This window comes from Clostridium sp. BJN0013 (assembly GCF_040939125.1).
Classification (GTDB): domain Bacteria; phylum Bacillota; class Clostridia; order Clostridiales; family Clostridiaceae; genus Clostridium_B.
Map to the genome: position 1 here is coordinate 2,452,985 of NZ_CP162495.1, position 19,924 is coordinate 2,472,908.

The window sequence follows — 19,924 nt, forward strand, 5'->3', positions numbered from 1 at the left end:
CACAGACCGGGATTCTAAGCCTAAACCCTCGAAGTTTTGATTTGTAAATATATGTATTTTTATTTTGTTCATCTTGGGGTAGGGAGGAGACTGAGATACGTGTAAAAACCGGCAACTTAATGGAATATGCTTACATAGTTACCGGTTTTATATTTATTAACTTGATTCATATTTTTTAACTCTTCTATAGAAAGTATTACTTTTCATAGAAAAAAGCTTCATAGCTTTTACTGCTGTTATTTTACCTTCTTTCCACTGAGTATAAGTAATTTTAAAATTTTCATCGATTAGTATCTTTGTTTCTGCGAAATTTGATACTTTTTTAGTAGCAACTTTGCTACCTTCTTCTTGCCTTTCTTTTATCCTTTTATGTTCATCTTCCGCCATATAACTTAACAATTAAAGTATTAGATTAGAAATTAAATTTTCTAAACCGTTCAAGCAGTAGATCTTATAATTATCTACCTCTTTTAAATGGAAAAATTGTAAAATCAATTAAATAAAGAGTTCCTATACATTTTCAGTTTTTAAATCATCAGCACTTTTTTATTTATAATAAGTTTATGACATTATTTATATAGTTTAAGATAATAGAAGTCATTTTACTGTTATATTTTTATATAGAGGTAGCGCCAACAGTTCCGACAAAACCCACTCTAAGAAATAAATTGGATGACTATTTTATAATTCACTCCCATTAAGCCTGACGTATGGACATATATATGGTTATAACAAGTTAATCTTCTAAAAATTTCAATAAATACTTTCATAAAGTGCTGCTTAGTTCTAATTTTCATAGTATTTTCATCCTGATAATATACTGCATTAACCTTATATAGTTATATATTAATATAATTCAATATTATGGACATATAAAGGTATAGACTATTACCCTGGATTAACCGACACTATAAATATCCAAATTATTACTATAATGTTTGGTTATAATTACTTCTCATGTAGAATAAAATCAAAATTAAGCCTGTACTTTTTTCTATAATCATTGTAGCATCTCTTAAACCATTTCAAACCCGCCCTAAACAGACTGTATACCCTTATTGTCTTTTTATTCTTGTTAATCCTTACAGCTCCCAGCTCTTTATTTTTCTTATTCTTTGTGCAGATTTTTCCTAATATTATAAGCCAAGTATAGGCTATGGAAAGACATAAATATAAGTTCTTAAAATAAGTTATTCCTTTTGACCAGCTATCCTCCATATTAAATCCATTGCTCTTTAAATCTCTGAATGCTTCCTCAATATCAAATCTTTTTTGATATTCATTTATAGCTTTTTGGGGCTTCATGTTTGTTGCAATATACCATACATCATTATCTTCTGCTAAGGCAACTCCCAGATTGCATTCATATTTTTCCTCTGTTAACAGCACTTTCTCAAAGGATTTTCGCTTATTTGCTTTTATCTTTATGTCACTCAATTTTTTGATTCCAGGCTTGTTTGAAATTCTAACATTTGTAGTTGATATACATCTTATTGCATATTTCCATTTTAATTCTTCATCAATAAACTTAAACAATTCAACACTTCTAAAGCCTCTATCAGCTAAAAGAATTACATCAAAATTATAAGGGGATAAGAGTTCATGAACCACTTTTAATCCTTCATAGACATGCTCAAATTCTTTGTTTTTCTTATCTTGATACTCAAATATTTTATGCCACAATGGAATCACTCTGTTATCAACCCTTAGTGAAAATTGAAGAATAGTAAATACATCCTCTTTTGTGGTATGGTCAAAAATTATATGAACCTTTCCTGAATGATTCTTATATTTCTTCAGAAGAGTCCTTGCAAAATGGTATTGAACTATATCAGTATTTATTTTATCATTTGTTAAGAATCTGAAAATCCTTTTTACTTTACTTGCTTCAGTTGCCTCACTGAAGTCGCTCTTTAATTCTTGTGCAATTTTTGATAGCACAACTGATCCTGAGTCTATAATTCCTATTATAATTGCTACTAAAATTCTTAATCTAGGTGCTGTCAAAAAAATCATAGATTCTAGGCTTTTTTTCAGTTCTGTGATAATATATTCTTGAGTATTTAACATACTTGTTAACCGCCTTCCTATTTATATTGGTTGCAACTATATTTTATAGGGTTTTAAGGCGGTTTTCTATATAATTTTATCCTGCAAATGTTTTATACATTAATTTACATTAAACTGTCCATACGTCAGCCCATTAAGCTATAGCTAACAGTTTCATATGATATTATGATTTTAATGTTGCTAATTCCAAGCGTCTACCGACAGGATACTATAAAATCGAGGTCGTAAATATAATCCGCTCATTCTTCTTGGATCTATGGCGGACTTCATTATTAGACGCAAGCATCAGAAAAAATCATCCTGGATTTTTGCCCTGGATGATTTTTTCTGCTTTTTTGTATAGCAAATACCATGAGACATCCTTACACCAGTAGCAAAGTAAACAAGAAGCATTAATATATAAAGGTTTGTTTAACCTGTCAGCCGGACATTTACTAAAAAGCTTGATATATCAGGGCTTTAATCTAAAATAGAAAATCAGCTAAAATATGTTTAAAATATATAATACTTTAATTCGTAAGAGTAATTAAATGTGAACCCAAAGGGAGAATTTTCTCCCTTAGTTTAATTATAACATATAGAAAATAGTAAATATAGACTGTTAATTTTTGTATCCTACAGTTAAAATAGAATTATTGGTTATATCAATCAAGTTAGGAGGAATGATCATGGACGCTATAAGACCCAAAGAATGCTATAATGCCCCGTTAGCAAATAAGCTAATCGAAGAATTTGAAAAACGCAATATAGAAGGATTTTACTGTAAAACAAAAGAGGACTCAATGTAATAATAGTCGCAGGGTTAAATAAAGTAGTTCCAAATTCAGATGTGGCTATACTTCGAGTAAAAGACTATGCTGCGAAAGTGGGTGCGTCGGTATATAAACAGGACTGCTCTTCGTTTGAGGAACTTTTTAAAGCCGCCGAAAGCGGATGCAGTCAGCTTGTCATTACCAGTAAGTCGATGTTTAAAGATCGCATTAAGGTGATACTTGTGGGAGAGAGCTTAGGAATTTAATATATCAAAAAGAAATTCTTCTGAATTATTTATTATAGGGTGATTATATTATGAATAGGAGCGACTTTGGATAAAGGAGGTAGACTAATAAAAATTTTTATTTAGGAGGGCAATATGATTCCAGAGAACAAGCAATCCGATGTAAAAAATGCATTGCAAACAGCTTTTGGAGTAAACAGTTATGACGATATAAAGGCGATTACTGTAGGTCTTTCAAATGCATTCACCTTTCGTATTGTCGTAAAAAATAAACCTTATTTAATGAAAATTGCACGTACTGACCAACTAAGCAACCCTGCAAATTATTATTCATATATGAAAGTTGCTTCAAATGCAGGAATAGCACCTCATGTTTGGTATTTAAGTACGCAGGACAAAATTTCTATAACCGATTTTATAGAAGCTAAGCCGTTTCCGATAGATAAAGCAAAGGAAATGATGCCAAAGCTTATAAGTAAACTGCATAGACTTTCTCCATTTCACAAAGTAATTAATGATGCAATGGATAGAATTGTACAAAGAGTTCTAGCAGCAAAATTTCTTCCAGGTAACTTGACTGATGAAATATTAAAGAATTATACTCGTATTAAAAATATTTATCAATTTCGTTCTGAAGATTTAGTTTCAAGTCATAATGACCTAAAACCAGAAAATTATATATTTGATGGGGAACGTGCCTGGCTTGTTGATTGGGAAGCGGCCTTTTTAAATGACCGTTATTTAGATTTGGCGGTAGTGGCAAATTTTGTTGTTAATAATGATGAGGATGAGTTTAAATATCTTCAAGGTTACTTTGGTGAATCTCCTGACCAATATATACAAGCTCGCTTTTTTCTTATGCAACAGTTACTTCACATACAGTACATGTGTATTTTTATTTTCTATGCATCTAAAAGTGTACCTATTAAAATAGATAATATAAAAATGAACTTTAGAGATTTTCATAAATGCATGTGGGAAGGTAAAATTGATTTGTCTAATGATGAAAATAAACTGCAATATGCATTAGTGCACATGAGTCAATTTTTATCCAATATTAATACTAAACGTTTTGAAGATTCTTTGAATATTGTTTCTAATAATTAACTTCCTTGATATTTCGTACTTTTTTACACACTAACTAAATAAGCGTAATGATAAAACGACCATGTTAAGAACTAGTTCACACTATTCTATTTTTATTTTAGAGGAAGATTTAAAACGAATAATAAAGAAGTATTTTGAGCAAAGCAAATAAACTATGACCTTACTTCAATTTGATGTACACTAAGAATCCCTATATAATAAGAATAATGATAAGAAACTGGAGGGATTCAAAATAGAACAGAGAAAGAAATTTGATAAAGCATTTAAGGAACAAACAGTTGTAAGAATATTAGCTAATAATTATAATTTCAAGACCAGAGAAGATGCTAAAAATTTATATTCTGTTCAAACCATAAAAAATTCAAAACATATAATAATTCAAATCCTCATACATCACTTTAATTATGACCCCTAGAGGAACTGCAAGTACCATTCCAATAAAACCTGCTATTTCTCCGCCGATTATTAGGAGAAGTATTACTACCAATGGATGCATACTTATACTATCTGCAGTGACTTTGGGAGACAATATATTCCCTTCTATTTGTTGAATGGCATAAAGGCATAATGCCGTCCATAAGGCTTTCTCAGGAGATTTTATTAAAGCCATGGCTATGGCTGGAATAGCCCCAAATATAGGCCCAAAATACGGAATTATATTAAAAAATGCATTTAAAACAGAAAGTATTATAGGAAAATCTATTTTTAAAATTAAGAGTATAAAAAATGTGACTATTCCAATAAGTCCACTTAACATAAGTTGACTTATTATATATCTACCCAATATCTTATCTGCATGACAGCTTATATTTTTAATTATACTTCTACTCTTTACAGGGAATATAGAAAGTACTTTTTCATTTATGCATTCACCTTCTGATAGAAAATAATAAGTTATTACAGGAATAACTACTATGTATAGAATATTTTGTCCTATGTTCATAAAAGAATCAAATATTTTAGTAAACACAGCAGTTACTCCCCTGTCAATCTTCCCATTAAAATTATTAATTAGAGCATGCATGGTTTTATTTCCTTGAATTAATTTTAATTTTGCATAAAGATTATCTACTAGACTTTGGATATTATATATTGCATTGTTTAAACTTAAACTTTCCTTAAAAAGAGATGGAATAAGAATTGCAAATATACTTACAATCAATAATCCCAATACACCTATTAGAATAAAAGCACTAATTTTTTTACTGACTCCCTTATTCACCATGATTTGTTGTATAGGTTTCAAAGTATAGGCTATTAAAAAAGATATAACCATTAAATATATTATTTCCCTTAATACGGAAACTTTTAAAATAATTATTATTAATATTATAAAAATAATTGCAAGTATTGCATATTTAATTTTTCTCTTTTTTTCAACGGCCATATTATCATCTTCCATAATTCATATTTTATACTTTTTCCCTCTCTTTTAAGTCCAATAACTTATAAGGTGAATTAGAAAATCTTAAATTTTCACTTTCCCCTCTATATAATAAATTTTTTTCCCCTAAAATCAGATCATCTATAAGTAATATTTTTTTTCCGTCTATAAAATTATTTATAAATCCTATAGACAATATAATTGCTTTTATTGAAAAAGTACTCTTATCAAATAATATATCCTCTACTATACCAATTAAATATCCATTTCTATTTACAACATTCATACCTTTTATATCGCTAAATTGCAGTAGTTTCTTTCTATTCGTATCAGTAACAACTACTATAGATGCAAAACTTACCACATCTTCTAAAAATACATTTAAACTCTTCTTAAATAAGTTATTAGGGGTAACAACAAACCCCTGAACTATTTTATCACTAAAATTTAGTATTATATCACTTATAAATCCTAATAGACTCCCTGAAAGATTAACTACATCTTTAAGTATAAAATCCCTTGTTCTGTACAAAAATATCACCCTAATTTAAAAATATATATTCGTAGTTTGCGTAAAAAAATAAAAAATATAACTCAAAGAGTCATATTTTTTATATTAACATCTATTGTCCATGAACATGCTCATGAATGGTTTCTGAATGAGTCTGAATCTTCCAAGGTTCTAATCCCTGAGACTCCCTATAATCATTTATTGCTTTATGAATAGCTTCTTCAGCTAATACTGAACAATGCATCTTAACTGGTGGAAGTCCATCTAATGCATCTGCCACTGCCTTATTAGTAAGACTCCATGCCTCTTCTAGTGTTTTTCCCTTTATAATTTCCGTTGCCATACTAGAAGATGCTATGGCAGATCCACATCCAAAAGTTTTAAATTTTATATCTTTTATTATATTGTCTTCAACTTTTATGTACATCTTCATTATATCTCCACACTTTGGATTTCCAACTTCTCCAATTCCATTTGCATCAGAAATTTCTCCTACATTTCTTGGATTCCTAAAATGATCCATAACTTTTTCACTATACATCATAATTGTTCTACCTTCTCCCCTTTATTTTGCGATTTTATAAAGTCTTCCCAAAGTGGTGACATCGCCCTCCTTCTTGCTACTATTTCCGGAATAACCTTTAGTGCATAGTCTACATCTTCCTCTGTAGTTCCAAAGCCTAATGTAAGCCTAAGAGAGCCATGTGCCACTTCATGAGGTAATCCCAAAGATAAAAGCACATGAGAAGGATCTAAAGATCCGGATGCACAAGCACTCCCTGTAGACGCATATATACCTGCATCATTTAAATCCAAAAGTATAGTTTCTCCTTCTATTCCAATGAAGCTTAAATTAACATTCCCCGGCAATCTTTTATCACCTTTAGGTCCATTTAACTTAGTATGAGGTATATTTTTCATCAGTCCAGTTATTAGTTTATCTCTCAAATAACTTAATCTTTTAGCTTCATCCCTTAAATCATTAACAGCCAATTCTATTGCCTTTCCCATACCAACTATTCCAGGTACATTCTCCGTAGAAGCTCTTTTTCCTCTTTCCTGTCCTCCGCCATGTATCAAGTTTTCAATTTTTACTCCCTTTTTTAAATACATTGCCCCTATTCCTTTAGGGCCATAAAATTTATGTGCTGCCATAGAAAGGGCATCTATGTTCATTTTTTTTACATCAATATCAACATGGCCTATGGCCTGAACTGCATCTGTATGAAAATATATTTTTCTCCTTTTGCAAATCTCTCCTATTTCCTTTATAGGCTGTATTGTACCCACTTCATTATTGGCAAACATCACGGATACCAATATTGTAGTATCTTTAATAGCTTTTTCAAGTTCTTCCAGACTTATAAATCCATATTCATCTACATTTAAATAGGTGACTTCAAAACCATTTTGTTCTAAAAAATTACAGGCATGTATTACAGCATGATGTTCTATACCCGTAGTTATTATATGATTCCCTTTATTTTTATTTCCAAAGGCTATACCCTTTAATATCCAGTTATCACTTTCTGAACCTCCTGCAGTAAAAAATACTTCATTCTTTTCTGCATTTATGGCCTTAGCCACTTTCCCTCTAGCTTCATCCACAGCTTTTCTTGGAATATCTGACATAGAATACAAGGAAGATGGATTACCAAAATTTTCTGTAAAATAAGGTATCATCTTTTCTAGCACTTCTGGTTTAGTATAAGTAGTAGCTGCATAATCCATGTACACCTTTTTATCCATTTATTTATCCCCTTTCAGTTTGTTTTGTTTCATACTATTATAGTCATCCACCATATCTTGTAAAGTTGTGGACTTCATAATTTCATCTATTCCATCCTTTATCCTACTCCACAAAAGCCTAGTAGCACAACAATCTATATTATTACAAGAGCTTTCATTATTATCATCTACACAATCTGATATTTCTATAGGACCTTCTAGAACCCCCATTATATCCCATACAGTTATATTCCTGGGTTCTCTATTTAAAATGTATCCTCCCTGGGATCCTCTTATACTCCTAATTAAATTAGATTTTCTAAGATTAGAGAATAATTGTTCTAAATAATATTCAGATATACCCTGTCTCTCTGATATAGTTTTTATAGATAAAGGTTCATCTCCATAGTGAACGGCCAGATCTACCATAGCTTTCACTCCATATCTTCCCTTCGTGGATAGCTTCAATTAATCACTTCCTTTTAAATCACAATGCTTCCCCATCATATTATCAAATCAGAGTAAACTTGTCAACAATAAATGTATTCCCTTTCTCAAATTATATATTTAATATTCCTATAAATTATTTTTTCCTTATAATTATATATTTATATGCCGTAATACTTACTATTTACAATAAAAATGACTAAATATTACTTATATTATTTAAAACTATTATTTTTACAGTATAATAATATCAAGTGACTCTTGGTTCCAGATTTTGAATTTGTTTGTGAGGGGTGTTTTTCTCCATCTAACTCTTAAAATAACTTATCCGGGCACATAACAATGTTTATCCCCCACTTTAGAAAAACTAAAAATGTTAATGATTGTATATTTTATATAAACTAATTTAAAAAGGATAGTGAGCTTATGGATTTATTTGATATGGCTAATGAAAGAAATCATAAAGAATTAAAACCTCTGGCTGAAAGAATGAGACCAGAGACTTTAGAAGAATTTATAGGACAGGAACATATTTTAGGTAAAGATAAGATGTTATATAGAGCAATAGTTACAGATAATATTTCTTCAGTAATTTTTTATGGACCACCCGGTGTAGGCAAAACCACATTGGCAAGAATTATAGCCAATACAACAAAAGCGAATTTTTATGAATTGAGTGCTGTAAATTCCGGCACAGCAGATGTAAAAAAGATTATAAAGGAAGCAGAAAACAACTTAAAATTTTATTCTAAAAAGACAATATTATTTATTGATGAAATACACAGATTTAACAAAGCTCAACAGGATAGTGTTTTAAATGCAGTTGAAAAAGGTATAATCATATTGATAGGGGTTACCACAGAAAATCCCTATTTTGAGGTTAACAATGCACTCCTTTCTCGTTCTATGGTTTTTCAATTAGAAAACCTTTCTGAAGATAACGTAAAAAAAGCATTGAGAAATGCCATTGAAAGTCCAAAAGGTTTTGGCCATCTTAAAATAGAAGTAGACCCCGAGGTATTTGATTACTTTGCCCTACACAGCGGCGGTGATATAAGAAAGGCCTTAAATGCTTTGGATATGGCAGTTAGAACTTCATCAAAAAAAGAAGATAAAATTTTTATAACCACAAAAGATGCAAAAGAATGCATCCAGAGGAAAATTACCTTATATGATAAAGAGGGTACATCCCACTATGATACCATCAGCGCTTTTATAAAGTCACTTCGAGGCAGTTCTCCTGATGCAGCAGTATACTATCTTGGAAAAATGCTAGATGCTGGTGAAGACCCCATGTTTATAGCAAGAAGAATTGTTATTCAGGCCTCAGAAGATGTTGGAAATGCTGACCCTATAGCTTTAATAGTAGCCACAAATGCCATGAATGCAGTACATATGATAGGCATGCCAGAATGTAGATACGCATTGTCTCAAGCAGCAATATACGTAGCATCAGCACCAAAATCAAATGCTTCCTGCATTGCAATTGATTCTGCGCTGAAAGATGTTAGAAGTCGCAGAGATTCTGGAATACCCCCTTATTTAAGAGATGCCCATTATAAGGGTGCAGAAAAATCAGGATATGGCACTGATTATCTATATCCACACTCTTACGGTGGATTTGTAAACCAGCAGTATTTACCTGATTCCCATAAAAATACTGTGTATTATAAGCCAACATCCAATGGATTTGAATCTAAAATTAAAGATAGATTAACTAAGCTCTGGGGTAAAAAATAATTTAATCAAATTTGTCAATTTAGAAATTTATATATTAATTTGATGATCCAGCCTTTACAACAAACTACAATTTATCTGGGAGAAATGCAGTCATAGTTGATGCAAAATTGAAGGCTATGAAAAATGAGAACAGCCACTACACAATCTTGTTATCACATAAATCAGAATTGTTTCACATATATGCAGATAATAGAATTGATTTGGTTTTAAGTGGTCATTCTCATGGAGGACAGATACGTTTACCACTTATCGATGGTGATCAGCCGAGGCCTTGGAAACAGCCTCTTCCCTGTCCGAATCAATAATCGGCCCCAATTAGTTGTTATTACACTAATATCACAGCAGAACTTGTAAAGTTGTGTTTTAATCTCCCTTAGCTTAAATATTTTTACAATATTATGATTATTATAAATTTTAAAAAATATAAAAAAATTTGTTTTTCTATTGACAAACAGTATATATATCTGTTATCATTTTTTCAATTGAATACGGAACTTCTTATCCAGAGTGGCGAAGGGACTGGTCCTATGATGCCCAGCAACCTGAATGATTTTTCATCATTCAACGGTGCTAATTCCAGCAGGTATAAAGCCTGAAAGATGAGAAGCATGAAGGAACTCTTCTTGTAACTTATCTTACAGGAAGAGTTTTTATTTTTACTTTTTCTTAAACTATTTGGAATAAACCACAGCCTCGAAATAGGAAAGAAGTTTATACATAGTCTTAATTTATATATTATAAAGAGGAGAGATTTTTATGAATATTTTAATTGTAGGAGGGGACAGACTTGATAATATTAAAAATAAGCTGGACAAATGTGGAATTAATAAAGTTAATCACATTACAGGTAGAAAAAAAGGAGATAAGAAAATAGAAATTCCTAAAAATACGGATGTAGTATTGGTACTTACAGATTTTATAGGGCATAATATGACTGAAATAATAAAAAAACAATCTAAAAAAAATCATACTTTAATTATGTTCTCAAAACGTTCATGGGTATGTATTGAAGAAAATATAAAAAACATATTTATTGATTAAAGGTTAAGTAAAACTGAAAGAATATTCCTAGAGCTTTTTTAATCTAAAACTCGTAGATTAACATCTTATAATAAGGAGTGAATCTAAAGTGTATGAACGGATGCTTAACAAACAAATAATTCCATCATTAAATGATATATATGAAACTATTGGAAAGGAAAGTATTTTATATTTTGAAAAACTACACCAATTTATGATTGATTCTTATGAATTATCAATTAGACTTAAATTTCTAGACTTAAATTTCGTTTTGGAAGTGACCATGGATGGTGTTATAAATATTGTCATAAAAATAAACATATATGTTATATTTTCTTTGAAAAGGGTGCGTTTACTGTAATTATTCAAATTGGTGAAAATCAATTAAATAAGTTATACAATAAGTTAGATAGTTTATCTTTAGAAGGTAAAGATACATGGAAAAATCAATATCCCTATGGAAAATGTTGGCTAAATTATAGAATCTTAAGCAATAAAAATTTAGAGGATATAAAATCCATTATAGCTATAAAAATGAATTGCATTAAAAAGAAAGTTTCTTAAAATATATATGCATATATCCATTAGTCCATTACATGTTTTAATTGCACATTTATTACTTTATGCAGATAAAAACTCTATTTACTAAAAACCTTTATCATATTCCATCAATCTATTTTTAAAATACACTATTTTTAAATTGCACAACTGTGAAATTTCTCTTGCCACCATAAAATTATTTCCTATAGCTTCAACCTGATGAGCATCAGAACCCAGTGTTATGTATTTTCCACCTAGTTCATTGAATCTTTTATAGATATCTATTATATTCTTTATTGAAATATCATTATCAAGCCTTCGTGTATTTAATTCCAAACATTTACCATCTTTTATAACTTTATTTAATATTTCATCTATTATATCAGAAAATTCCCTGTAGTATATTTCCTTATCTTCAAACTTAGCATATCTTGCTATATAATCAATATGCCCTAGACTATCTATAAATTGAAATTTATCCAAATTACCCAGTATAACTTCAAAATACTTAAGATAGGCTTCTCTTTTACTTTTTCCTCTATAATAATCTTCATAATAAAGATCTAGATTTTCTACCAAATGGACTGACCCAAGTACATAGTCAAAGGAATTATTTTTTATTAAATCACTACTCTCTCTAAAACAATCTTCTTTCATGCCAAGCTCTATTCCTAAAAGTAAATCATCACCCCTATATTTAGAATATGAATTAAAATAATCATCTACATTAAAACAGAATGAATCTTTTTTGGGAAAATTAATATCCATATGTTCTGTTAATATAACTGATATATTTTTTTCTCTCATGCATTTTATTGCATCTTCTATTTGCATATTTGAATCTGTAGAAAAAATTGTATGTATGTGTGTATCAAACACTGCATAATCCTCCCTAAAACTAAGAATTAAGAGAAAGTCAAGAACATTAACTGTCAAATAACATCAACTAAATTATTATATAATTAACGCTAAGACTTTCTCTCTTTATTTTATTAAATTTATAATTTTTTATTACTTAAACAAATTCATTTACCTTTACACATTCGTCAGCACAGCGTGAAATTAAATCAGCTACTTTATCCACAGTTTCTTTATTACAATCTCTTACCACTTCAGCTCCCAATTCTCCATTTTCCCATATGAATTGGTATACGTTTAAAAGTATGTTATCTCTTATACGGCAATAAAAATATTCTCTTTCCATGAACATTACCCTTTTATTCATATTCTCTATGCAGTTATATTTTTTTACTATATTTGCGGCATCATCGCCTAAAGGTTCCCCTGATTTTAAAACTACATCTCCATCTACCACCTCTGTTTTTGAGGTATTGTCGATATCTGAGAGCATACTGCTTATTTCAATTACTGAAGGCAGTGCTGATTTTCCCACCCAGTCATATATAGCCTTTCTTTGCTTTCTCCACACTGTCATTATGTATACAATGTCAGCTTTTAATTCCAGGCTATAAGCACTAAGATCCCCAAATTCTTCACGTTTTGCTTTTAAAACATTTACTATACTTGTCTGCCAATAGCCTTTAGCATCCAATATAGGTTTTGTAGACGCTTCCACTAAGTCAGACAACAATTTGTAATTATTCATTTTTATCCCTCCTAAAAACTCATACTTATATTATAATTCATTATCTCCAAAATTTGAATGTAATTTAATTGTCAAAACTGCTTATTGTTCACTATTTATATTAATATATTTATTTGAAAGTATCATTTCACATTTTTCTAAGATAAAGCCAGCCACAAATCTATATAATATCTCTGCTAATATTATAGCAGAAATCAAGTCTAAAATTACATGTTGTTTTACAAATTGAGTAGATAATATTATAAATATACCCGTAAAATTTATACTTATTTTATTGAACTTATTTTTTACCCCTTCCATACATCCCCTTATAACTGCATAAGTTGTTAAAACATGTATACTAGGGAAACAATTAAAAGGCTTATCCCATCTATAGGTAAGCTTAATAATACTTATAAAAATATCCCTGCCATAAAGAGCAGGTCTAGGTACTGTTGTCTGAAAGAAAAAATAGGTCATATAACACAGAAGCATTCCTAAAATTATAGTAATCATAGTTTTATAATAAATATTCCTGTAGTTAAAGCAAAAATATACCAGTACTAATACCAAAAAAGGATACCATGCCCAATATATAACTATAAACTCTTTTATAAAGGGCACCTGTTTATCTAAAAAAGTGACTAAATTATAACAGCCATTGAGAGGATTGTTTAATTTTCTATAAATTATATTTATTACAGGTATTACAAACATGAGACTTAGAGGTATAATATTTAATTTTGTATTTTTCAAGCTATCATCAGCTCCTAAATAAAGTTTTCACATTTAAACATCTATAATTTTTATTATAGATATTAATTCTTAAATATTTACTATTTAAATGCTTAAATATTTGTTAACTTATATGCAACCCATAATAGCATAAAAAATTATATTTTCTCTATGGCTTTTCTGTCCAGCTTTTTATTGCATATTTTTTGCCTTCTCTTTTCAAGCTCTTTTTTTAGCTCTTCCAGAGCTATATTTTCATTTGCCATCAAAACTAAAACATGGTATATAAGATCACATATCTCACAAATTTTATCTTCTTTATTATCATTTTTACTGGCAATTATAACTTCAGAACTTTCTTCACCCACTTTTTTTAATATCTTATCTAAACCTTCTTTAAACAGATAATTGGTATAAGAACCTTCTATAGGATTTTCTTTTCTGTCTTTTATGACATTATATAATTCTTCCAATACACTTTGTAATTCCACAGATAACTACTCCTTTTAATATTTAGTTATTTAAAAAACATATCTTCTAAAGATATGCTAATATACCTCTCTATAAAAACAACTTCTATTTCCAGTATGACAGGCAGCCCCTATTTGTTCCACTTTTATTAAAAGTGTGTCATAATCGCAATCTACATTTATACTCTTTACATATTGATAATGACCGGAGGTAGACCCTTTATTCCATAACTCTTTTCTGGATCTACTCCAGAACCAGGTCTTTCCCGTTTCAATAGTTTTATTTAAAGATTCTTCATTCATGTATGCTACCATAAGCACTTCTCCATTTTCAAAATCTTGAATTACAGCAGGAATAAGCCCTTTTTTAAAATCTATATTTTTTAAAATTTCCTTTTCCATATTATCACCTATTTTAATATATTCCATAATTATATTTTTTACAAGAACTATTCCTTATAATCTTACAGGAATATCTTTCTTATGAAGATATTCTTTTACATCCTTTATTTTTAACTCTCCATAGTGAAACAAAGAGGCTGCAAGGGCTGCGTCTGCACCAGTATCTTCAAATACATCATAAAAATCCTCTAAAGAACCACATCCTCCAGAAGCTATTACAGGAATATTTACAGATTCAGCAACTGCTTTAGTAAGCTCTATATCGTATCCATTTTTAGTACCGTCTGCATCCATACTGGTAAGAAGTATTTCTCCAGCACCCAAACTCTCTACTTTTTTAACCCATTCTATGGCATCTATTCCTGTATTCTTTCTTCCACCTTCTATAAATACATCCCAACCCTGGCCATCTGATCTTTTTTTTGCATCTATGGCAACTACCACACATTGAGAGCCAAATTTATCTGCAGCCTCATATATTAAACTGGGATTTCTTATAGCCGCTGAATTTACAGATATCTTATCTGCCCCTGCCCGTAGTATAATTTTAAAATCATCTATACCTGATATTCCGCCGCCTACAGTAAGAGGAATAAATACCTTTTCTCCAGTTCTCTCCACTACCTCAATTAATGTCTTCCTCTTTTCATAGGTGGCCGTAATGTCTAAAAATACTATTTCATCTGCCCCCTGTTTATTATAATACTGTGCTATATCTACAGGATCTCCTACATCTTTTAAATTTACAAAGTTTATTCCCTTTACCACTTTTCCCATATTTACATCCAGACATGGAACTATTCTTTTAGTAAGCATTTTAATCCCTCCCTATCTCTATAGCTTCTTTTAGAGAAAGTGTTTTAGCATATATAGCCTTTCCAACTATAGCACCATATACATTCTCCTGCTTAAGTTTTTTAATATCTTCTATATCTTTTATACCTCCGGAGGCTATTACATTACATTTAACTGAATTTTTAAGTTTTAAAAGCTGTTCTAAATTAGCCCCTTTCAAAGTTCCATCCCTGCTTATATCCGTAAATATTAAAGTTTGTACTCCTATTTGCTCCATTTCTTTTCCAAAATCTACATAATTTGTTTTGCTAAAAGTGGTCCAGCCATCTGCAGCCGGTATACCATCCTTAGCATCTATCCCTACAGCAATTTTTTCACCATAATTTGCTACTGCTTTTATTACCAACTTTCTATTATTTAAGGCTGCCGTTCCAAGTATTACTCTACTAACGCCTAATTTCATAAATTCATCTATTGTTTCTATACTCCTTATACCTCCACCAACTTCTATAGGCACATCTACACTCGTTACTACTTTAGATATTATATTTAAATTTTCACCAGCTCCCCTTAAGGCTCCATCTAAATCTACCATATGTATATACTCTGCACCTTCACTTTTAAATCTTAACGCTGTATCCAAGGGATCTTTAGCCACGACCTCCTGTGAATCCATATCTCCCTGGTATAATCTAACGCATTTTCCTCCTTTTAAATCTATTGCGGGAAGTATTATCATAATAACTGCCTCCTTAAAATATCCTAATTTTGTTTATCTAAAAGTTTTACAAAATTCTCTAACATCTTAATGCCCACATCTCCACTTTTTTCAGGATGAAATTGTGTTCCATATACATTTCTCCTATTTACAACTGCCGGTACTTCCACTCCATAAAAACTACAAGCATTTAAATTTTCTTCATATTTTATAGCTGCGTAAAAAGAATGTACAAAATATACATAACTATTCTCTGGAATTGACTCTAACATAGCACATTTTCTTTTTATATTTAAACTATTCCATCCCATATGAGGTATTTTTATATTTCCATGGAGTTTAGTTATATTTCCCGGTATAAGACCTAATCCCTCACACTGTTCTATTTCTTCTCCAGTATCAAATAAAAGCTGCATCCCAAGACATATACCAAGCAGTGGTATACCTTTTGCTACAACATCTTTTATAACTACATCCAGTTTTTTGCTTCTTAGATTCCTCATAGCTTCAGGAAAAGCTCCTACTCCTGGTAGTATTACTCCTTTACTATTTTCTATATAATTTTTATCTGAAGTTATTTCCGCCTCTTCACCTATATATTTCAGTGCCTTTTTTACACTTTTTAAATTTCCCATTCCATAGTCTATAATAGAAATCAAAATTATTACCTCCTAAAATTAAATCATTCCCTTGGTGGACATGGTTCCCCTTATTTTTTCATCTATGGATACTGCTTCTCTTAAAGCATGGGCAAAGGATTTAAAAATTGATTCTATAATGTGATGAGTATTTTTTCCGTAAAAAGCTTTTATATGAAGAGTCATCCCAGCATTAAAAGCAACAGCTCTAAAAAACTCCTCTATTAGCTCAGTATCCATTTCTCCCACCTTAGAATTTTTTAACTTCCCTTGAAAAACTAAATAAGGTCTTCCGCTTAAATCTACAGATGACATAGATAAACTTTCATCCATAGGTATAAAAAAAGTTCCATATCTTTTTATACCCCTTTTATCCCCTAGTGCCTTTTTTATACATTTTCCAATGCATATTCCCACATCTTCTACAGTATGATGAAAATCCACATCCAAATCCCCTTTGGCATACACATCCATATCCATAATTCCATGCTTTGCTATCATGCAAAGCATATGATTGAAAAATCCTATACCCGTATCAATATTATATTTTCCTTTTCCGTCTAAATCTATTTTAACTTTTATATCCGTTTCATAAGTCTTTCTTGAAATTTCTCCTACTCTCAACAAATCACCTTCTTCCTTAAGATCTATTTTAGTATTTTACACAACCTTTCTATAACAGCTTCATTTTCTTCTCTACTTCCCACTGTTATTCTTAAAAAATCTTTAAGTCTTCCCTGTTTATAATTTCTCACAACTATTTTATTTTCAAGGAGATATTTATACACAAATTCTGCATCTTTAAATTTTATAAGTATAAAATTTGCACAGGTAGGATATAATTTGATTTCCTTAAAAGTGCTTAATTTATCTACCAAAAAGCTCCTTTCACTCTTTATCTTTTCCAGAGAATTATTTATATAGTCTATTTCTTCAAGTACAGCTTCACCTATAGCCTGGGTTACAGAGCTTACATTAAAAGGGGGCTTTGCTTTTTTTATCTCATTTAACATAAAGGAGTTAGTAATTAAAAATCCCAATCTTATGGCAGCTGAAGCCATAGCCTTGGAGCAAGTTCTAAGTACTATAAGATTTTCATATTCATATATGCTATCCACTATACTTTCTTCATGAAATTCAACATAGGCCTCATCTATAACTACTGCACAATTACATCCATTTAATATTTTAAAGATCTGCTCTCTCTTTAAAACTTTTCCCGTAGGATTATTGGGATTTGATAGGAATAATACCTTTACTCTCTCCTTATTTATGCTATCTATAAGTTTATCCACATCCAGATTGAATTCTTCATCCAGCTGAAAAACTAAAACCCTGCCTCCTCCTATTTCTGCATAGTTTCCATACATAGAAAAATCAGGTTCTACAGTCATTATATTTTCATTTTTATCTACCAATGCAGCTATGATAATCTGTATAAGTTCATCTGAACCATTTCCCGCCATTATATTTTCTCTGTTTATGCCAACATATTTAGAATATGCCTCACATACTTTTTCTGCCCCGGCATCGGGATATCTGTTAAAATGTACCTTATTTACTTTATCTAATATTTTCTGCATCATATAATCATCTAGTTTTAAAAAACTCTCATTGGCATCCAATTTTATCTCATAATCTAATTTAGGTACAGTATAGGGTACAAAATTTTGAAGACTTTGTTTAAATAATCTCTCTATCATAATTTCCTCTCTCCTTCTAAGCCTTATTCCTCACTATTATTGAATTTGCATGTGCCGTAAGTCCTTCTCCCTGGGCCAATTTTATAATTTTATCTCCTATTTCTAAAAGTGCTTTCTCCGAATAATGCGTAAAACTGGATTTTTTTATAAAATTATCTACAGACAAAGGTGAAAAAAATCTTGCTGTACCACTGGTAGGTAATACATGGTTAGGTCCCGCCATATAATCCCCTAAAGGTTCCGGTGAGAAATCTCCTAAGAATATGGAACCTGCATTTTTTATATCCCCCAGTACTAAAAAAGGCTCCTTTGTGCAAATTTCCAGATGTTCTGGAGCTATTTTATTGGATATGTCTACAGCTTCTTCTATACTTTTTACTAACATTATAACTCCATGATCTTTTAAGGATTTTTTTATCATACCTTTTCTTTCTAAGTGTTCTATCTGTTTTTCAAGTTCCTTTTTTACTTCTTCAGCTAAATCTTCTGAAGTAGTAATAAGTACAGAGGAAGCCATTAAATCATGTTCCGCCTGTGACATTAAGTCTGCTGCCAGATAGGGCGCCTTTGCCCCCTCATCTGCAATTATCAATATTTCACTAGGTCCTGCTATCATATCTATATCTACATAACCATATACACTTTTTTTAGCCATAGCTACAAATACATTCCCAGGGCCTACTATTTTGTCCACTTTATTAATACTCTCGGTACCAAAAGCCAGTGCACCTACAGCCTGAGCTCCTCCCACTTTATATACCTTATTTACCCCTGATATATCTGCAGCCACCAAAATATTGGGATTTATAGTTCCATCTTTCATAGGAGGCGTAACCATGATAATTTCTTCTACTCCGGCTACCTTAGCTGGAATAGTATTCATAAGTACGGAAGATGGATATGCTGCCCTTCCCCCAGGCACATATATACCTACCTTTTCCAAAGGCCTTACCTGTTGCCCAAGTATTATTCCATCTTCTTTTGTAATCATCCAGGAATTTCTTTTCTGCTTCTGGTGAAAAAACATTATATTTTCAGAAGCTGTCTTTAGTGCTTCTATAAACTCACCTTCTGCTAACCTATAAGCCTCTTCTATTTCTCTTTGAGTTACCTGTATATTTTCTTTTGTCACCTTATCACTGTCAAATTTATTAGTATATTCTATAAGTGCGGTATCTCCTTTTTTCTTAACTTGCTCAAGTATTTCATTTACTTCTAAAATTACATTGTTATGTGCTTCTTCCTCTTTGTTTCTAAGTTCATAAAAATATTTTTTCCCCTCTTTTGTGTTTGCTTTTATAATGCTTATGATTTCTTCTTTCATGGTGCTCCTC

24 protein-coding genes and 1 riboswitch are annotated in these 19,924 nt (G+C 30.7%); of the genes, 6 read left to right on the forward strand and 18 right to left on the reverse strand.

What is annotated here, in order from left to right:
* Window positions 1–156: 156 nt before the first annotated feature.
* Together AB3K27_RS12450 and AB3K27_RS12455 are read right to left on the reverse strand one after the other, a co-directional pair.
* Window positions 157–399, reverse strand: coding sequence for a hypothetical protein (locus tag AB3K27_RS12450; RefSeq protein WP_368487750.1), 243 nt, complete (start codon window positions 397–399; stop codon window positions 157–159).
* Window positions 400–948: 549 nt separating this feature from the next.
* On the reverse strand, window positions 949–2,070 hold the full coding sequence (locus AB3K27_RS12455) for an IS4 family transposase (protein WP_368487505.1): 1,122 nt from the start codon (window positions 2,068–2,070) through the stop codon (window positions 949–951).
* Window positions 2,071–2,899: 829 nt separating this feature from the next.
* Here AB3K27_RS12455 and AB3K27_RS12460 point away from each other — a divergent pair.
* Window positions 2,900–3,088 carry a hypothetical protein gene (locus AB3K27_RS12460; protein ID WP_368487751.1) on the forward strand — a complete coding sequence of 63 codons (189 nt, stop codon included), beginning with the start codon at window positions 2,900–2,902 and terminating at the stop codon, window positions 3,086–3,088.
* 114 nt (window positions 3,089–3,202) lie between these two features.
* Window positions 3,203–4,174, forward strand: a complete 972-nt coding sequence (locus tag AB3K27_RS12465) for a phosphotransferase (protein WP_368487752.1) — start codon at window positions 3,203–3,205, stop codon at window positions 4,172–4,174.
* Window positions 4,175–4,535: 361 nt separating this feature from the next.
* On the opposite strand, the gene AB3K27_RS12470 is transcribed toward AB3K27_RS12465, so the two are convergent.
* The 5 genes from AB3K27_RS12470 to AB3K27_RS12490 all read right to left on the reverse strand — a co-directional run bounded on the left by AB3K27_RS12470 (window position 4,536) and on the right by AB3K27_RS12490 (window position 8,265).
* Window positions 4,536–5,576, reverse strand: coding sequence for an AI-2E family transporter (locus AB3K27_RS12470; protein WP_368487753.1), 1,041 nt, complete (start codon window positions 5,574–5,576; stop codon window positions 4,536–4,538).
* A 10-nt stretch (window positions 5,577–5,586) separates the two neighbouring features.
* The gene (locus tag AB3K27_RS12475) at window positions 5,587–6,090 is read right to left on the reverse strand and encodes a PRC-barrel domain-containing protein (protein ID WP_368487754.1); all 504 of its coding nucleotides are present in this window, start codon (window positions 6,088–6,090) and stop codon (window positions 5,587–5,589) included.
* A gap of 91 nt (window positions 6,091–6,181) precedes the next feature.
* Window positions 6,182–6,610 (reverse strand): Fe-S cluster assembly scaffold protein NifU, encoded by a 429-nt coding sequence (nifU, locus tag AB3K27_RS12480; protein ID WP_368491230.1) that lies wholly within the window; start codon window positions 6,608–6,610, stop codon window positions 6,182–6,184.
* Window positions 6,610–7,818 (reverse strand): cysteine desulfurase NifS, encoded by a 1,209-nt coding sequence (gene nifS, locus AB3K27_RS12485; protein ID WP_368487755.1) that lies wholly within the window; start codon window positions 7,816–7,818, stop codon window positions 6,610–6,612. The genes nifU and nifS overlap by 1 nt, the downstream gene beginning before the upstream one ends.
* Window positions 7,819–8,265 carry an Rrf2 family transcriptional regulator gene (locus tag AB3K27_RS12490; RefSeq protein WP_368487756.1) on the reverse strand — a complete coding sequence of 149 codons (447 nt, stop codon included), beginning with the start codon at window positions 8,263–8,265 and terminating at the stop codon, window positions 7,819–7,821.
* Window positions 8,266–8,670: 405 nt separating this feature from the next.
* On the opposite strand from AB3K27_RS12490, the gene AB3K27_RS12495 reads away from it, so the two are divergent.
* From AB3K27_RS12495 to AB3K27_RS12510, 4 genes are all read left to right on the forward strand, one after another.
* Window positions 8,671–9,984, forward strand: coding sequence for a replication-associated recombination protein A (locus tag AB3K27_RS12495; RefSeq protein WP_368487757.1), 1,314 nt, complete (start codon window positions 8,671–8,673; stop codon window positions 9,982–9,984).
* Window positions 9,985–10,479: 495 nt separating this feature from the next.
* Window positions 10,480–10,590: riboswitch (SAM riboswitch) on the forward strand.
* 150 nt (window positions 10,591–10,740) lie between these two features.
* The gene (locus tag AB3K27_RS12500) at window positions 10,741–11,025 is read left to right on the forward strand and encodes a DUF2325 domain-containing protein (RefSeq protein WP_368487758.1); all 285 of its coding nucleotides are present in this window, start codon (window positions 10,741–10,743) and stop codon (window positions 11,023–11,025) included.
* A gap of 100 nt (window positions 11,026–11,125) precedes the next feature.
* On the forward strand, window positions 11,126–11,365 hold the full coding sequence (locus tag AB3K27_RS12505; protein WP_368487759.1) for a hypothetical protein: 240 nt from the start codon (window positions 11,126–11,128) through the stop codon (window positions 11,363–11,365).
* Window positions 11,254–11,568, forward strand: a complete 315-nt coding sequence (locus AB3K27_RS12510) for a DUF3788 family protein (protein WP_368491231.1) — start codon at window positions 11,254–11,256, stop codon at window positions 11,566–11,568. Before AB3K27_RS12505 ends, AB3K27_RS12510 begins: the two co-directional genes overlap by 112 nt.
* A gap of 81 nt (window positions 11,569–11,649) precedes the next feature.
* Here AB3K27_RS12510 and AB3K27_RS12515 read toward each other — a convergent pair whose 3' ends face one another.
* The 11 genes from AB3K27_RS12515 to hisD all read right to left on the reverse strand — a co-directional run bounded on the left by AB3K27_RS12515 (window position 11,650) and on the right by hisD (window position 19,914).
* Window positions 11,650–12,423: a histidinol phosphate phosphatase gene (locus tag AB3K27_RS12515; protein WP_368487760.1), complete on the reverse strand. Its 774-nt coding sequence runs from the start codon at window positions 12,421–12,423 to the stop codon at window positions 11,650–11,652.
* 136 nt (window positions 12,424–12,559) lie between these two features.
* Window positions 12,560–13,150, reverse strand: a complete 591-nt coding sequence (locus tag AB3K27_RS12520) for a hypothetical protein (RefSeq protein ID WP_368487761.1) — start codon at window positions 13,148–13,150, stop codon at window positions 12,560–12,562.
* A gap of 81 nt (window positions 13,151–13,231) precedes the next feature.
* Window positions 13,232–13,885, reverse strand: coding sequence for a phosphatase PAP2 family protein (locus AB3K27_RS12525; RefSeq protein ID WP_368487762.1), 654 nt, complete (start codon window positions 13,883–13,885; stop codon window positions 13,232–13,234).
* Window positions 13,886–14,022: 137 nt separating this feature from the next.
* Window positions 14,023–14,355 (reverse strand): phosphoribosyl-ATP diphosphatase, encoded by a 333-nt coding sequence (hisE, locus tag AB3K27_RS12530; protein ID WP_368487763.1) that lies wholly within the window; start codon window positions 14,353–14,355, stop codon window positions 14,023–14,025.
* Between the two features lie 57 nt (window positions 14,356–14,412).
* The gene (gene hisI / locus AB3K27_RS12535; protein ID WP_368491232.1) at window positions 14,413–14,736 is read right to left on the reverse strand and encodes a phosphoribosyl-AMP cyclohydrolase; all 324 of its coding nucleotides are present in this window, start codon (window positions 14,734–14,736) and stop codon (window positions 14,413–14,415) included.
* Window positions 14,737–14,790: 54 nt separating this feature from the next.
* Window positions 14,791–15,552 carry an imidazole glycerol phosphate synthase subunit HisF gene (gene hisF, locus AB3K27_RS12540; RefSeq protein ID WP_368487764.1) on the reverse strand — a complete coding sequence of 254 codons (762 nt, stop codon included), beginning with the start codon at window positions 15,550–15,552 and terminating at the stop codon, window positions 14,791–14,793.
* Between the two features lies 1 nt (window position 15,553).
* Window positions 15,554–16,270: a 1-(5-phosphoribosyl)-5-[(5-phosphoribosylamino)methylideneamino]imidazole-4-carboxamide isomerase gene (hisA, locus tag AB3K27_RS12545; RefSeq protein ID WP_368487765.1), complete on the reverse strand. Its 717-nt coding sequence runs from the start codon at window positions 16,268–16,270 to the stop codon at window positions 15,554–15,556.
* A 23-nt stretch (window positions 16,271–16,293) separates the two neighbouring features.
* Window positions 16,294–16,908: an imidazole glycerol phosphate synthase subunit HisH gene (hisH, locus tag AB3K27_RS12550; RefSeq protein WP_368487766.1), complete on the reverse strand. Its 615-nt coding sequence runs from the start codon at window positions 16,906–16,908 to the stop codon at window positions 16,294–16,296.
* 18 nt (window positions 16,909–16,926) lie between these two features.
* A complete protein-coding gene (hisB, locus tag AB3K27_RS12555) occupies window positions 16,927–17,511 on the reverse strand; it encodes an imidazoleglycerol-phosphate dehydratase HisB (protein WP_368491233.1) in 585 nt (194 codons plus the stop codon).
* 23 nt (window positions 17,512–17,534) lie between these two features.
* Window positions 17,535–18,590 (reverse strand): histidinol-phosphate transaminase, encoded by a 1,056-nt coding sequence (hisC, locus tag AB3K27_RS12560; RefSeq protein ID WP_368487767.1) that lies wholly within the window; start codon window positions 18,588–18,590, stop codon window positions 17,535–17,537.
* Between the two features lie 16 nt (window positions 18,591–18,606).
* Window positions 18,607–19,914, reverse strand: a complete 1,308-nt coding sequence (gene hisD / locus AB3K27_RS12565) for a histidinol dehydrogenase (protein ID WP_368487768.1) — start codon at window positions 19,912–19,914, stop codon at window positions 18,607–18,609.
* Between the last annotated feature and the right edge of the window lie 10 nt (window positions 19,915–19,924).